Annotated in this window: 14 protein-coding genes and 1 tRNA gene; 11 read left to right on the top strand and 4 right to left on the bottom strand. The window is 62.2% G+C overall.

Going from position 1 to position 13,504, the window contains the following annotated elements:
* Nucleotides 1-59: 59 nt before the first annotated feature.
* The 4 genes from D460_RS0110580 to D460_RS32895 all read left to right on the top strand — a co-directional run bounded on the left by D460_RS0110580 (nucleotide 60) and on the right by D460_RS32895 (nucleotide 3,711).
* The gene (locus D460_RS0110580; RefSeq protein ID WP_018898518.1) at nucleotides 60-1,580 is read left to right on the top strand and encodes a CDP-glycerol glycerophosphotransferase family protein; all 1,521 of its coding nucleotides are present in this window, start codon (nucleotides 60-62) and stop codon (nucleotides 1,578-1,580) included.
* 2 nt (nucleotides 1,581-1,582) lie between these two features.
* Nucleotides 1,583-2,257, top strand: coding sequence for an HAD family phosphatase (locus D460_RS32890; protein ID WP_018898519.1), 675 nt, complete (start codon nucleotides 1,583-1,585; stop codon nucleotides 2,255-2,257).
* Nucleotides 2,233-2,898, top strand: coding sequence for an NTP transferase domain-containing protein (locus tag D460_RS0110590; protein ID WP_081619898.1), 666 nt, complete (start codon nucleotides 2,233-2,235; stop codon nucleotides 2,896-2,898). Before D460_RS32890 ends, D460_RS0110590 begins: the two co-directional genes overlap by 25 nt.
* A 78-nt stretch (nucleotides 2,899-2,976) precedes the next feature.
* On the top strand, nucleotides 2,977-3,711 hold the full coding sequence (locus D460_RS32895; protein ID WP_196809330.1) for a class I SAM-dependent methyltransferase: 735 nt from the start codon (nucleotides 2,977-2,979) through the stop codon (nucleotides 3,709-3,711).
* A 22-nt stretch (nucleotides 3,712-3,733) separates the two neighbouring features.
* Here the strand turns inward: D460_RS32895 and D460_RS35010 are convergent, their stop codons facing one another.
* The 3 genes from D460_RS35010 to D460_RS0110610 all read right to left on the bottom strand — a co-directional run bounded on the left by D460_RS35010 (nucleotide 3,734) and on the right by D460_RS0110610 (nucleotide 4,515).
* Entirely contained in the window at nucleotides 3,734-4,141 is a 408-nt protein-coding gene (locus D460_RS35010; protein WP_026283007.1) for a type II toxin-antitoxin system death-on-curing family toxin, read from the bottom strand.
* On the bottom strand, nucleotides 4,131-4,274 hold the full coding sequence (locus tag D460_RS36375) for a hypothetical protein (RefSeq protein WP_018898523.1): 144 nt from the start codon (nucleotides 4,272-4,274) through the stop codon (nucleotides 4,131-4,133). The genes D460_RS35010 and D460_RS36375 overlap by 11 nt, the downstream gene beginning before the upstream one ends.
* Before the next feature lie 167 nt (nucleotides 4,275-4,441).
* A tRNA-Gln gene (locus D460_RS0110610) sits at nucleotides 4,442-4,515 on the bottom strand.
* Between the two features lie 259 nt (nucleotides 4,516-4,774).
* Here D460_RS0110610 and D460_RS0110615 point away from each other — a divergent pair.
* Genes D460_RS0110615 through D460_RS0110625 form a run of 3 tightly spaced genes read left to right on the top strand, consistent with a single transcriptional unit; the run spans nucleotide 4,775 to nucleotide 7,523 of the window.
* Complete coding sequence (locus D460_RS0110615) at nucleotides 4,775-6,337, top strand: Ppx/GppA phosphatase family protein (protein WP_018898524.1); 1,563 nt, start codon at nucleotides 4,775-4,777, stop codon at nucleotides 6,335-6,337.
* 10 nt (nucleotides 6,338-6,347) lie between these two features.
* On the top strand, nucleotides 6,348-7,067 hold the full coding sequence (locus tag D460_RS0110620) for an RlmE family RNA methyltransferase (RefSeq protein ID WP_026283008.1): 720 nt from the start codon (nucleotides 6,348-6,350) through the stop codon (nucleotides 7,065-7,067).
* A 60-nt stretch (nucleotides 7,068-7,127) separates the two neighbouring features.
* Entirely contained in the window at nucleotides 7,128-7,523 is a 396-nt protein-coding gene (locus D460_RS0110625) for a VOC family protein (RefSeq protein ID WP_018898526.1), read from the top strand.
* 13 nt (nucleotides 7,524-7,536) lie between these two features.
* On the opposite strand, the gene D460_RS0110630 is transcribed toward D460_RS0110625, so the two are convergent.
* Complete coding sequence (locus D460_RS0110630) at nucleotides 7,537-8,961, bottom strand: DHA2 family efflux MFS transporter permease subunit (protein WP_018898527.1); 1,425 nt, start codon at nucleotides 8,959-8,961, stop codon at nucleotides 7,537-7,539.
* A 254-nt stretch (nucleotides 8,962-9,215) separates the two neighbouring features.
* Between D460_RS0110630 and D460_RS0110635 the strand changes: the two genes are divergently transcribed.
* From D460_RS0110635 to D460_RS0110650, 4 genes are all read left to right on the top strand, one after another.
* Nucleotides 9,216-10,208, top strand: a complete 993-nt coding sequence (locus tag D460_RS0110635) for an MBL fold metallo-hydrolase (RefSeq protein WP_018898528.1) — start codon at nucleotides 9,216-9,218, stop codon at nucleotides 10,206-10,208.
* Nucleotides 10,209-10,661: 453 nt separating this feature from the next.
* Complete coding sequence (gene guaB, locus D460_RS0110640; protein WP_018898529.1) at nucleotides 10,662-12,146, top strand: IMP dehydrogenase; 1,485 nt, start codon at nucleotides 10,662-10,664, stop codon at nucleotides 12,144-12,146.
* Nucleotides 12,146-12,703 (top strand): hypothetical protein, encoded by a 558-nt coding sequence (locus D460_RS0110645; RefSeq protein WP_018898530.1) that lies wholly within the window; start codon nucleotides 12,146-12,148, stop codon nucleotides 12,701-12,703. Before guaB ends, D460_RS0110645 begins: the two co-directional genes overlap by 1 nt.
* Before the next feature lie 97 nt (nucleotides 12,704-12,800).
* Complete coding sequence (locus D460_RS0110650) at nucleotides 12,801-13,223, top strand: MAPEG family protein (RefSeq protein ID WP_026283009.1); 423 nt, start codon at nucleotides 12,801-12,803, stop codon at nucleotides 13,221-13,223.
* Nucleotides 13,224-13,504: the final 281 nt, after the last annotated feature.

A 13,504-nucleotide genomic window follows, 5' to 3' on the forward strand; every position in this document is an offset into this window, starting at 1 on the left:
TAAAGAAGCAGACCTGCGTTCGGCTGAATGCCGTTCTTGAATGTACGAAGGCGATCTGAATGCCCACGACCGAGCCAAGCAATTCTTCGGCCGAGACCCTTGCCGAATTGGCATCGTTGAAGGCGCAAGTCGAAGAGTTGACGCAGCGCATCGATACGCAGGGATCGGTCCAGTTCGAAATCGCCAAGCTGCTGCAGACATTCCATTCGCAGCTCACGGCCTTGCCGCAGCAGATGAGCGAGATCGTCAAGACGGCGATCGAGTTGAACAACCACGACAAGGTGCCGCTCACCAAGGAAGTGCTCAGCAAGTTCGATTCCAGGCTGGGCGGCATGGGCGTGAACCTGCATGTCCTGAAGCAGGTGAGCCAGCTGACGCTGCGCCGGCTTGGCCCGGCGACGCCGAAAATCCGCTGCGTCTTCATCGTTCAGTCGATCCCGATGTGGGATGCGCTGGCCGATGTCTATTGGGCGATGACTGAGGATGATCGCTATCACCCGATGGTCGTCTCGATCGATAACAGCCAGCTCGGGCGCGCCGAATTCAGCGGCGAGGACGAGGTGCATGCGGGGCTGAACGCACTTGGCGTGCCGCACATCCGGCTCGATATGCACTCCTTCGATGCGCTCGACATCCTGCGCAACCTGATGCCCGACGTTGTTTTCCGCCAGCAGCAGTGGGACTCTCCAGTGCCGCATGGTCTGAGAACCATGGAGATCACCTTCGCGCGCATCTGCGTCGTGCCCTATGGTATGGGCGTGCTTGCCAATCCGGATGCCAAGAGCGAGGCCGACGAAGCCTACGCCGACAATTACGACCAGCAGTATCACCGCCTCGCCTGGAAGATCTTCTGCGAGACGGAGATGACGCAGTCCTACTACCGCTCGTTTAACCATTCCGACCCGGACAAGTTCGTGCTTTCGGGCTACCCCAAGCACAACAAGCTGCTGGAAGCCAAGGGCAAAGGCGAATGGCCGATCGCCGAGCCGAACGGCCGCACCTTCCGCGTCATCTGGGCGCCGCATCACTCGCTGGCCGTCCATGGCGAAGGCTTCGGCGTTTTCCATAAGATCTACAAGCAGATGCTGGATTGGGCCCGCTCGGCCAAGGACATTCAGTTCGTGCTGAAGCCGCATCCCGCACTTGCCTTCGGCGCCGAGCAGAGCGGCCTCTTCCGCGACAATTCCTATCAGCGCTATCTCGATGCCTGGTCGGCACTGCCGAACTGCACCATTCGAGAAGGCACCTATGGCGAGCTGTTCGACGCCTCCGATCTGATGATCACCGACGGCGTCTCCTTCCTCACCGAATATCATCTCTTCGAAAAGCCGCTGATCTTCATCGATTCCGGCGTCCATGCCGCCTTCAACGCGCTGGGCCGGCTTGCCGAACGCGCCGCCCACCGCGTCGAGACCTTCAATCAGCTGCGCCAGGTGGCGCTCGACTACAAGGACGGCAAGGCCTGGCAGCTGGTGAAGGAGCGCGAGGAGCTCCTGAAGGTGCTGCTCCCACACGCAGAGCCGGCCTCCAGCATCATTCTTGATTCCATCGCAGCCGATATACAGACGTCGAGGTCCTGAGCATGTACCGCGCGCAACAGCATGCATTGACACTGCCCGCCGCCAACGACACGGGCGCGCTTGCCGGCCACAAGCGTGGCACCGGCTTCGCTTTCGATCTCGATGGCACGATCACCCGCGCCGAACTGCTGCCGATGATCGCCTCGGAGCTTGGCCTCGAAGCCGAAATGCGGCTCCTGACCGAGCTCACCATGTCGGGCATGATCCCCTTCGAGGATTCTTTCCGCCTGCGTTTCGCCATCCTGCGCAGCGCCGGCCTCGATCGCATCCAGTCGATCGTCGCGGAAGTCGAGTTCGATCCCGATATCGAGCAGTTCATCCGGGCAAACCGCGATCGCTGCTTCGTCGTCACGGGCAATCTCGATCTCTGGATCGCGCCGCTGGTCGAGCGCCTCGGCTGCCGCTTCTACACCTCGACAGCCACGACCGACAAGGATGGCTGGATCACCGGCCTCGACACGGTCATGCGCAAGAACGTCGCCGGCCTTGAGCTGAAGGACGAGTTCGACCGCCTCGTCGCGATCGGAGATGGCTTCAACGACGTGCCGCTCTTCGACGTCGCCGATATCGGCATCGCCTTCACCGGCCTGCATGGCGCGCCCGACGCGCTGGTCTCCGTGTCCAACTATGTCGCTCTCGATGGGAAGTCGCTATGCCGTCTGTTAAACACGCTGTAATCGCGGCGGCCGGCCTCGGCTCGCGTCTGGGCCATGGCAAGCCGAAATGCCTGGTCGAGATCGAAGGCGTCAAGATCATCAAGCATCTGCTGTCGCTGCTGAAGGATGTCGAGGATGTCCGCGTCATCGTCGGCTTCGAGGAAAAGGCCGTCATCGCGGCGATCCGCGCCATCCGCCCGGATGTGCTCGTCGTGCGTAACCCCGGCTTCCGCAGCACGACGACGCTGCACAGCTACGAGCTCGGCGGCCGCTACATCAAGGGCGATTGCCTGTTCATGGATGGGGACATGCTGGTCGAGCCGGAAAGCTTCGCCGCCTTCCTCGCCTCCTGCGAGCCCGGCGTGGCGCAGCTCGGCATCACCAAGACCAAGACCCGCGACGCCGTTTTCTTGACGCGCGAGGATGGCCTTGCCGTAAGCTTCCGCCGCGACGACCCGACCGAATATGAATGGGCCAACATCGCCTGGCTGCCGGTCGATTACTTTGCCGACATCGGCAACACGGCCGTCTACGAACACCTCAGGCAGTTCCTGCCGATCCGCACCCACGAAGTGATCGCCTACGAGATCGACAGCGAGCAGGACCTGGCGCTCGCGCGGGACAATCTCCACTACTTCAATCTGCAGGCGCTGGCCGGCTGAAGCATGTCGCGCAAAAGTGCGCAGCGGCTTTGCGACACCGACACGCTTCAAGAAAACAGTCACGAAACGGAACCGAGCATGAGCCGCATATACAAGGACCAGGAAAGCATCGACGCCTTGAAGGTCCGCGATTTCTTCAATGGTCGCGCCAAAAAGGAAGGCAATGCCGTCAACGCCGTGATGCTGCAATCCGAGGGCTCGACGATCGCGGTTGATCGCGACATCCACGAGAAGACGCATCTCCTGCCGCGCCTCGAACGTCCGTCGAAGATCCTCGAACTCGGCTGCGGCGCCGGCCGCCTCGCCAGCTTCTACAACAACAACGGCAACCAGTATCTCGGCTTCGACTTCTCCGAAGAACTGATCGCCCGCGCCAAGGCCGAGATCGGCGACGATGAAAACGTCCAGTTCCAGGTCGTCGAAGTTCCCCGGATCGCCGTCGAAGACTTCAAGCTGCAGCCGCCCTTCGATTTCTTCCTGATCACCGGCCTCTTCATCTATCTCAACGACGAAGCCGTCCACGACACCTTCAAGATGATCGCCAAGCTCGCGGCCCCGAACGCCACCATCTACGTCCGCGAATCGCTGTCCGAACTCGACGTCCGCCTGACGCTGAAGGAGCACTTCTCCGAAGAGCTCGACGAAGTCTACAACGCCATCTACCGCACGACGGCGGAGCTGACCGAGGTGATGACCGACACGCTTGTGAAGGCGGGCTTCGCGTTCGAGGTCTGCGGCAAGTATGCGTTCCCGCCGGCGCTGCGGAATAGGGCGGAGACGGCGCAGCGGTATTTTACGCTGCGGCGGGGGTGAGGGGAGACTTCAGTCCGACGTGCTATTCCATGCCGGGTGCTGGAATAATGTAGTCGGCGAGATAGGTCTCGAATTCGCGGGTTGTTCGGTCCCGCTCGACAAGCTCAAGGAACACGACCGCCATGAGTTCATGATCGGCGTCTGTATGGATATCCCATCCGTTTGCGTTCAAGAACAGAAATCCGGCATCGAATCCGGTGCGCTTGTTTCCTTGCTCGAATGCATGAGCCATCGCAATGCCCTGCATGTACGAGACGGCAAGCATCAGGGCGTCAGGTTCTTCGTAAGCCCATAGATTTCGAGGACGCATCAGCGCACCCTCCAACCTGTCGGGAAACAGCAAGGCGTGGTTTTCACCCGTGTCTATCGTATTTGCGAGATTAATTCTTACGATGATTTCGGCGGGGAGCCAAATAGGTTCACTTCGCAAGGATAGCGTGAACCTTCGGGAAGCGTGTCATAGCCGTCGAAATGAGCTTGTCGTAGTCAACCGGAGCCTGCGAAGGGCGCACGTCAAACGTCTTCCGAGTCTCGTTGGTCTTGGTGACTTTTACGGCGCTCATGGTTTCGCCCTTTCTTGCTCACACTCTTTTACCATCGGCATCAGAGCGATGCAAATGATTCACCGTGACGATAAACCGCCGGATGCGGTAGCGGTTCGGCTATCGCCTTGGTGAAGGCGTGCGGTCACGGAAAAATCTAGCACTTATGAATGTATGTCGAGAAAATTTGGCTGGGGAACCTGGACTCGAACCAAGATTAACGGAGTCAGAGTCCGTCGTTCTACCATTGAACTATTCCCCAGCAGTCGCTGCCGAAGCGTGCTTGGCTGCTGTGCGGCGCTTATAACCAAATCATCGCGGAATGCAAATAGCTGTTTGAAAAAAAATTGAACGGCGCTGTGGAGTGTTGGAAAAGGCGGATTCTTGAGGGTTGGGAAAAAGAATTTGTCGTTTTGGCCGAGCGCTGGTATCTTCGCGCCAACGCAAAATCGAACGAGCGCCAGCAGCATACCTCAAGGAGTTCATCCTTCAGGACTTGCGCGGCGCGGTGGAAAAACAACGTGGAAGACCCCGAAGGCGGCTTTAAGTCGCAATCTAACGGGGCGTCGGCGGCAGCGCGCAAGGATGGCAAGAAATCCAGGCGCCGCAAGGGCAAGCGTGGCGGGCAATCCCGCAATGCAGCTCAGGCCGCTTCGCATGCCCCCTCCGGCATTGCCGGCGAGGCAGCGCGCCCAATGGATGCACGTCCGACGGACATTGCGGCCGAGACATCGGCCCGCAAGCGCAAGCGCCGTCGTCGCGGCTCCGGTGCGTCGGGCGAGGGTGCTCCAAGACAGCAGCAACAGGGTGATCAGGTCGCATCCGCCAATCGCGCGGGTGCGCATGAGGGCGACGCGGCTTCGGGAAAGCGCGGCCGGCGCAAGCATCGTGGCAAGCGCGGCTTGCAGGGTCGGCCGCTGGCGCAGACAAAGCCATCAGGCCATCAGCCCGCGCAGGCGCCTGCGAATCAGCCGAATGTCGGCCGTGGTCCCGCGCAGGAAGCGCGCGGCGAAAACGACAATCGCGTCCAGCGTCATCATCAGGAGCGCGGCGAACGGCCGGCTTCCGCCCATCCCTGGCCGGACGAGCTTTACGCCGCGCTCGATCTCGGCACCAACAATTGCCGCCTCCTGATCGCGCAGCCGACCCGTCCGGGCCAGTTCCGCGTCGTTGATGCCTTCTCGCGCATCGTGCGCCTGGGCGAGGGGCTGGCTGCGAGCGGGCGCCTGTCGGATGACGCCATGGACCGCGCTGTCGATGCGTTGCGCGTCTGCGCCGGCAAGCTGAAGAACCGCGAGATCCGCCGCATGCGGCTGATCGCAACCGAGGCCTGCCGCCAGGCAAGCAATGGCGAGGAGTTCCTTCAGCGCGTTGTCGCGGAGACCGGGCTCGAACTTGAGATCATCGATCGCGAAACAGAAGCCAGGCTCGCCGTCTCCGGCTGCTCCTCGCTGGTCGGCCGTGAGACGCGCTCCGTCGTGCTCTTCGATATCGGCGGTGGTTCGTCGGAAATCGCCGTCATCCGCATCGGCGACAGCCGCTTCAGCCGGCTTGCCAATCACATCACCCACTGGACCTCGCTGCCCGTCGGCGTCGTGACCTTGTCCGAGCGCCATGGCGGCCGCGATGTCACGCCCGATGTCTTCGAGGGCATGGTGCTTGAGGTCGAGGGCATGCTCTCCGGCTTCGATTGCCCTGTGATCGATGGCGATCTCGGCGATTTTCACCTGATCGGCACCTCCGGCACGGTCACCACGCTTGCCGGCGTCCATCTCGATCTGCCGCGCTACGACCGGCGCAAGGTCGATGGCATCTGGCTGTCCGATGACGAGGTCTCGGCAATGCAGGCGAAGCTCCTCTCCTGGGATTTCGCCAGCCGCGCCGCCAATCCCTGCATCGGGCCCGATCGCGCCGATCTGGTGCTGGCGGGTTGCGCCATTCTCGAGGCCATTCGCCGCCGTTGGCCGAGCCCGCGCATGCGCGTTGCCGATCGTGGCTTGAGGGAAGGCCTTCTCACAGACATGATGGCGGATGACGGCGTCTGGCGGCGCCATCGCCACCGCCGCGGCCAACGCGGCAAATAGGGGATCAGCTATGACCAAGCCAACCATTGCGGGCAACCGCACCGGCCGCAAGCTCGGCCAGCGCGTCAAGAACAAGAAGATGAAGGCGTCCTCGCGCCAGTGGCTGCAGCGCCATATCAACGATCCCTATGTGCAGCGCGCCCAGCTCGAAGGCTACCGCGCCCGCGCCGCCTTCAAGCTTTTGGAGATCGACGAGAAGCACGGCATCCTGAAGGGCGCGCGCCGCATCATCGATCTCGGTGCCGCGCCGGGCAGCTGGTCGCAGATCGCCGCCAAGGTCACCGGATCGACGGATGAGGACGTGCGCGTCGCGGCCATCGACTTCCTGGAGATGGCGCAGCTCCCCGGCGTCAAGATCCTGCAGCTCGACTTCCTCGATCCGACGGCGCCCGACCAGCTGATGGAAGCCGTCGGCGGCACGCCCGATCTCGTCATCTCCGACATGGCGGCGCCGACCACGGGCCACCACAGAACGGACCATCTGCGCACCATGCATCTGTGCGAAGTCGCGGCACATTTCGCCATCGAGGTTCTGGGCGAGGGCGGTCACTTCCTGGCCAAGACCTTCCAGGGCGGCACGGAAAAGGACCTGCTCAATCTGCTGAAGCAGAATTTCAAGCAGGTCGTCCACGTCAAGCCGGCCTCCTCGCGCGCCGAATCCGTCGAGATGTTCCTGCTCGCCAAGGGCTTCAAGGGACGCAAACCAGAGGCCGGCGAAACGGAGGCTTGATCTTAGGTCCATTCCGGGTGGAATATGACACTCCCAAGACCGGAATGACCGCGGATATCAATGCTGCTTTACGTCACGCTCGGAACCAACGACATCGACCAGGCCCGGCATTTCTATGATGTCGTGCTTCCCGTTCTCGGCTATCGCCGCCAGCGCTATTCGGAGGAAGAGATCGGCTACGCCGCCGATGGCGATATCCGCTGTCGGCTGTGGATCGTCACCCCCTTCAACCGCCGCCGCGCCTCGAATGGCAACGGTACGATGATTGCGCTTGAGGCCGAAACCCGGGCGGATGTCGATGCCTTCTATCGCGCGGCGATATCAGCCGGCGGCGTCAGCGAGGGCGAGCCGGGCCTGCGCCCCTTCCATGCCAATTTCTATGCCGCCTATGTGCGCGATCCCGATGGCAACAAGCTGAGCGCCGTCTGCGAGGCGCCCGAGCCGGCCGCAGAGTAAGGCCCGCGGACGCTTACTTCACAGCCTGCTGTTCCGCCTCCAGCACCGTTGCCGCGAGCGGCTTGACGCGATGGCCGGACACCAGCGCGCCGGCATGCTTGTCCATGCGGATGAAGGGGATGGTTGCAACCACGGTCATCAGCGCGATCACGTAGAAGGCAATGTGGAAGTCCACCACCTGCAGCGCTTCGCCGCGAATGAAGATCGAGGTCTCCAGGATCGCCGCGGCCACGGCCACGCCGAGCGCCAGGCTGATCTGCTGCATCACGGAGCTCATCGATGTCGCCTGGCTCGCCTGCGCATCGTCGATATCGGCATAGGCAAGCGCGTTGACGCCGGTGAAGAAGAATGAGCGCGAGAAGCCGCCGATCAGAAGCACCAGGATGATGAGGAGATGCGGCGTCGCCGGCGTAAAGAAGCCGGTGGTCACAGTTACCAGCGTCGTCACGCCCGCCGCGGTCAGCAGCGTCGTGCGGAAGCCCACGGCCGCGAAGACCCGCTTGGCCATGAATTTCGTGGTAATCGCGCCGATCGCGCCGGCAAAGGTGATGAGGCCGGATTGGAACGGCGTCAGCCCGAAACCGAGCTGCAGCATCAGCGGCGTCAGGAAAGGCATGGCGCCGATGCAGATGCGAAACAGCGTACCGCCCGTCGTCGATGCGCGGAAGGTCGGGTTTTTGAAGAGCTGCAGATTGAGGATCGGCGCCGGATGTCGTCTCGCGTGGCGCACATAAAGCGCGCCGCAGACGATGCCGATCGCGGTCGCCACGATGCCGATGATCGGCGGCAGCGCCGGCAGGCTGACGACGGAGAGGCCGAAGACCACGCCGGCGGCGGCAAACGAGGTCAGCACGAAGCCGGTGATGTCGAGCTTCGGCGGCGCCGTCGCCTCGACCTCGGGCAGGAAGATCGTCGCCAACCAGACACCGATGATGCCGACGGGCACGTTGATCAGGAAGATCCAGTGCCAGGTGAAATAGGTGGTGATGAAGCCGCCGAGCGGCGGTCCCGCCAGCGGCCCGACGAGTGCCGGGATGGTCAGCAGCGCCATCGCCGGGACGAGATCGCTGCGCTTGGTGGTGCGCAACAGCACCAGGCGCCCGACCGGCGTCATCATCGCCCCGCCCACGCCCTGCAGGAAGCGGGCGACGACGAATTCGATCAGGCCGGACGAGATCGCGCAGAAGATCGAGCCGATAACGAAGACGCAGATGGCGAGGCGAAAGATCCGCTTGGCGCCGAACCGGTCCGCCATCCAGCCGCTGATCGGGATGAACACGGCCAGCGACACCATGTAGGATGTCAGCGCCAGCTTCAGCGTGATCGGCCCGACATGCAGGTCGTTGGCGATCGCCGGCAGCGCGGTCGAGATGACGGTGGAATCCATCTGCTCCATGAAGAGCGCGACGGCAAGGATCAGGGGAACGATGCGGTTCATGCGCGAATGCCTTGGGGGTCTTGCGAAGGCGCCTGGGAAAGCCATCGCTCTTTAGTCCTCGCACCGGCATCTGCCAAGTGCGCAATCATCTTAGGAAATGCGAATGCATCACGTCTGCGTGAGACGGATGGTTCAGCCATTTTAACGCGCGGAATTGACATATGTTCGTTTCAGCGGATTGCGATAAACGCTGATACGCGATGACGACGGGGGCGGCGCGGCAATGCGCCGTGCGTTATGACAAAGGATGGAACATGGCGATTTCGATGGGGATGAACAGGCGCGCATTTGTTGCGGCAGGCGTTAGCCTGCTGGCCGCGCCGATGATTTTGAAAGAGACGGCCGCACTGGCCGCAACCGGAGATAACACCAAGATGGATGCGACGACGCAGCCCCAGTTCAATCAGTTCAAGCTCGGCTCCTTCAAGTTCACCGTCGTCAAGGACGGTGGCGTGGTTGGCGAAAAGCCGAATGAAACCTTCGGCACCAACCAGCCGCCGGAGACCGTTCAGGCGCTGCTCGCCAAGAACTTCCTGCCGACCGACAAGTTCGTCAACACCTTAGCGCCCTTCGTGGTCGATACCGGCTCCGACGTGATCCTGGTTGACACAGGCTTCGGCGAAGGCGGCCGCGCCAAGGGCAACGGCCAGCTCGCAGCCGGCCTCAAGGCTGCCGGCTACTCGACCGACGACATCACCATCGTGGCGCTCACCCATCTGCATGGCGATCACATCGGCGGCCTGATGGAAGGCGGCAAGCCGGCCTTCGCCAAGGCCCGCTACGTCGCCGGCAAGACCGAGTACGACTTCTGGACCGACAAGGCCCGCGAGGGAACGCCGGCCGAAGGCGGCCACAAGGCGGTGCTCGCCAATGTCGCGCCGCTGGCCGAAAAGATGACCTTCATCGGCGAGGGTGACACCATCGCTTCAGGCATCACCGCCATGCTGGCCCCCGGCCACACGCCGGGCCACATGATCTTCAACATCGAGTCGGATGGAAAGCGGCTGATCGCCACCGGCGATACCGCCAACCACTATATCCTGTCGCTGCAAAACCCCACCTGGGAAGTCCGCTTCGACATGGACAAAGCCCAGGCAGCCGCCACCCGCAAGAAGGTGTTCGACATGATCGCTGCCGACAAGGTGCCCTTCCTCGGCTACCACATGCCGTTCCCGGCCGTCGGCTTCGCGGAGGTTTACGAAAGCGGCTACCGCTTCGTTCCCAAGACCTACCAGTTCGACCTCTGATCCTGCTGCATGGCAGCCATACCAAGCCCGGCCACCGCGCCGGGCTTGTCGTGTTTTCGGCGTGCGTTTCTCGCCAGGAAAGCGCACCAGTCTCTCTCCGCCCTCATTCCTGTGCTCGTCACAGGAATCCAGCCGACGCGCGTCTGCGTGGCGAAAAGAGTCAATTGCGTTCAAGGACTTGAGCGCGCTGGATCCCTGTGACGAGCACAGGGATGAGGATGCGGGGAGGGCGGCGCGAAACCTTAGCCGACGTGCTTTCGGCGCAAGGGAGCGCATGGCGACCGCTCTTTCCCCTCGCTCACGCCACCCACGGCCGGCCACATTTTTTACTATTCCCTTAACGCCATAGACGTGGTACCAGCCCTCGCCAACTTCCAAAGCAACCTTACACATCGCCGGTGCGGATAAGACGTTCCGGGTGAGGGTGCATTTTTCTTTTATAAGGAATTGGCCATGGCTCGCATCATTGAAACGCCGACCGGTTTAGACGCACTCACCTTCGATGACGTGCTGCTGCAGCCTGGTCATTCCGACGTCCTTCCGGGCCAGACCAGCGTCGCGACGCGCATCGCCACCGATTTCGAACTCAACATACCCATCATCTCGTCCGCCATGGACACCGTCACCGAGAGCCGGCTGGCGATCGCCATGGCGCAGGCCGGCGGCCTCGGCGTCATTCACAAGAACCTGACCCCGATCGAGCAGGCCGAGCAGGTCCGCCAGGTCAAGAAGTTCGAAAGCGGCATGGTCGTCAACCCTGTCACCATCGGCCCCGATGCGACGCTCGCCGATGCGCTGGCGCTGATGAAGATCCACAGCATCTCCGGCATCCCGGTCGTTGAGAAGTCCGGCCGCCTCGTCGGCATCCTCACCAACCGCGACGTCCGCTTCGCCTCCGATCCGGCCCAGAAGATCTATGAACTGATGACCCGCGAGGGCCTCGTCACCGTCAAGGAAACCGTCGACCAGCAAGAAGCCAAACGTCTGCTGCACGCCCACCGCATCGAAAAGCTGCTGGTGATCGATGGCGAAGGCCGTTGCGTCGGTCTCATCACCGTCAAGGACATCGAGAAGTCGCAGCTCAACCCCAACGCCTCCAAGGATGCGCAGGGTCGCCTCCGCGCCGCAGCCGCAGTCGGCGTTGGTGACGATGGCTTCGAGCGCGCCGAGCGCCTGATCGAAGCCGGCGTCGACCTGCTCGTCGTTGATACCGCTCACGGCCACTCGCAGGGCGTTCTGAACGCCGTTGCGCGCGTCAAGAAGCTCTCGAACTCCGTGCGTGTCATGGCCGGCAACGTCGCCACTTCGGATGGCACCAAGGCGCTGATCGATGCAGGTGCGGATGCCGTCAAGGTCGGTATCGGCCCGGGCTCGATCTGCACCACCCGCATCGTCGCCGGCGTCGGCGTTCCGCAGCTCGCCGCCATCATGTCGGCAGTCGAAGCAGCCCGCGCCCAGGATGTCCCCGTCATCGCCGATGGCGGCATCAAGTTCTCCGGCGACGTCGCCAAGGCGATCGCATCCGGCGCATCCGCCGTCATGATCGGCTCGCTGCTTGCTGGCACCGATGAAAGCCCGGGCGAAGTCTACCTCTATCAGGGCCGCTCCTTCAAAGCCTATCGCGGCATGGGCTCCGTTGGCGCCATGGCCCGCGGCTCGGCCGACCGTTACTTCCAGGCGGAAGTGCGCGACACCCTCAAGCTCGTTCCCGAGGGTATCGAAGGTCAGGTTCCCTACAAGGGCCCGGTCTCCGGCGTTCTGCATCAGCTCGCTGGCGGCCTGAAGGCTGCCATGGGCTATGTCGGCGGCAAGGACCTCAAGGACTTCCAGGAGCGCGCCACCTTCGTGCGCATCTCTGGCGCGGGCCTCCGCGAAAGCCATCCGCACGATGTGACCATCACCCGCGAAAGCCCGAACTACCCGGGTTCCGGCGCCTGATGAACGACGCGAGCAGCCGTATTCCGACCTTGGTCGTCGCGCTGCTCGCGGCCATCTCCCTGGGCGTCTTCATCTGGATGCTCCTGGGCTACGTCCTGCCGTTTCAGGATATGACCCACGCCGCGATGCTCGAAGCGCGGCTGGGTCGCTATGATGCGAGCGATATCGATGCCATGCGCGGCTTGCTCGAGCGAAAGCCGGAAGCGCGCGACTTGCTTGTCTCCATGCATCGCGGGCCCGATCTCATCCTGCCGTTCGTGCTGACGGCGTTCCTGTTTACCGTTCTCGCCAAGCTGCGCCCCGCCGGCCGCTACTTCAATCGCCCGATGCATCCCTTGATGATCGCCGCGATCTATGCGCTGCCCTTCATCTACGGCTTCTCCGATTATGCCGAGAACATCCTGACCGACAACCTCTTCGCCGGCGGTGCCGAGTGGAGCTTCGCGACGGCCTTATTGCCCTGGGCGTCGAGCCTCAAATTCGCCAGCCTGACCGTCTGCGTCATCGTCATCCTGCGCTTCCTTGTTTACCGCATCGTGCCGCCGACGGATCGCTGACGTCACTGGCCCAACCGACACTGGAAACCCCGGTTCGTTTGCTCTAAAGCTCTGGCACCAAAAGAAAACTGGCAAAGGAGACGAGCGTATGACCGGAATGACAGGCTATGAGATGTTCTGGCCCATCATCGCCCATGCGGCGCTGGTCTACATGCTCTACATGCTCCTCGGCTACCGCCGCCAGAAGATGCTGAAGTCGGGCAAGGTTCATGCGTCCGACTATCGCGAAAACCGTGGCGAGCCGACCGAAAGCCTGATCGTCAAGAACAGCCTTGCCAATCAGTACGAACTGCCGATGCTGTTCTACGCCTGCTGCATCCTTCTCTACATGACCGAAGCGGATAACCTGATCGCGCTCGTGCTCGCCTGGATCTTCGTTGCCTTGCGCTATGTCCACGCCTTCGTCCACGTCACCAGCAACAACCTGCGCTACCGCAGCCCGCTCTTTGCCGCCGGCTATCTCGTGCTAGGCGTCATGTGGGTCTGGCTTGCGGTCTGGATCATGTTCCCGAACGGCTGAGCCGGCCACCTCGCTCCCCGCGAATCGGCCTTGCTGATCCCGGGGAGTGACGGCAGCGCCTTACACGCCATGCGACGCATTCTTTCCGCAAAAACTGCGTAAATTTACCCTCGAAAAACCGACCAAATCAGGGCGTATCACCTCGATTTGGTTGAGCTTTTGCCGGTCGATAAAATACAACCTATCCTGTTTACGCCTCATGAAGACCTGCATGTCATATCGGCCAAAAGGGCCGGTTTTGGGCAATGTCCGGTCTGCGAATAAGAGGGATGGGGAACGAC

This window comes from Rhizobium sp. 2MFCol3.1 (assembly GCF_000377565.1).
In the GTDB taxonomy this organism is placed as follows: domain Bacteria; phylum Pseudomonadota; class Alphaproteobacteria; order Rhizobiales; family Rhizobiaceae; genus Rhizobium.

Bases quoted from the DNA above. Each gene is read 5' to 3' on its own strand.
- D460_RS0110580 (WP_018898518.1), top strand. From the start codon at position 60: ATGCCCACGACCGAGCCAAGCAATTCTTCGGCCGAGACCCTTGCCGAA.
- D460_RS32890 (WP_018898519.1), top strand. From the start codon at position 1,583: ATGTACCGCGCGCAACAGCATGCATTGACACTGCCCGCCGCCAACGAC.
- D460_RS0110590 (WP_081619898.1), top strand. From the start codon at position 2,233: ATGCCGTCTGTTAAACACGCTGTAATCGCGGCGGCCGGCCTCGGCTCG.
- D460_RS32895 (WP_196809330.1), top strand. From the start codon at position 2,977: ATGAGCCGCATATACAAGGACCAGGAAAGCATCGACGCCTTGAAGGTC.
- D460_RS36375 (WP_018898523.1), bottom strand. From the start codon at position 4,274: ATGAGCGCCGTAAAAGTCACCAAGACCAACGAGACTCGGAAGACGTTT.
- D460_RS0110620 (WP_026283008.1), top strand. From the start codon at position 6,348: ATGACCAAGCCAACCATTGCGGGCAACCGCACCGGCCGCAAGCTCGGC.
- D460_RS0110625 (WP_018898526.1), top strand. From the start codon at position 7,128: ATGCTGCTTTACGTCACGCTCGGAACCAACGACATCGACCAGGCCCGG.
- D460_RS0110630 (WP_018898527.1), bottom strand. From the start codon at position 8,961: ATGAACCGCATCGTTCCCCTGATCCTTGCCGTCGCGCTCTTCATGGAG.
- D460_RS0110635 (WP_018898528.1), top strand. From the start codon at position 9,216: ATGGCGATTTCGATGGGGATGAACAGGCGCGCATTTGTTGCGGCAGGC.
- guaB (WP_018898529.1), top strand. From the start codon at position 10,662: ATGGCTCGCATCATTGAAACGCCGACCGGTTTAGACGCACTCACCTTC.
- D460_RS0110645 (WP_018898530.1), top strand. From the start codon at position 12,146: ATGAACGACGCGAGCAGCCGTATTCCGACCTTGGTCGTCGCGCTGCTC.
- D460_RS0110650 (WP_026283009.1), top strand. From the start codon at position 12,801: ATGACAGGCTATGAGATGTTCTGGCCCATCATCGCCCATGCGGCGCTG.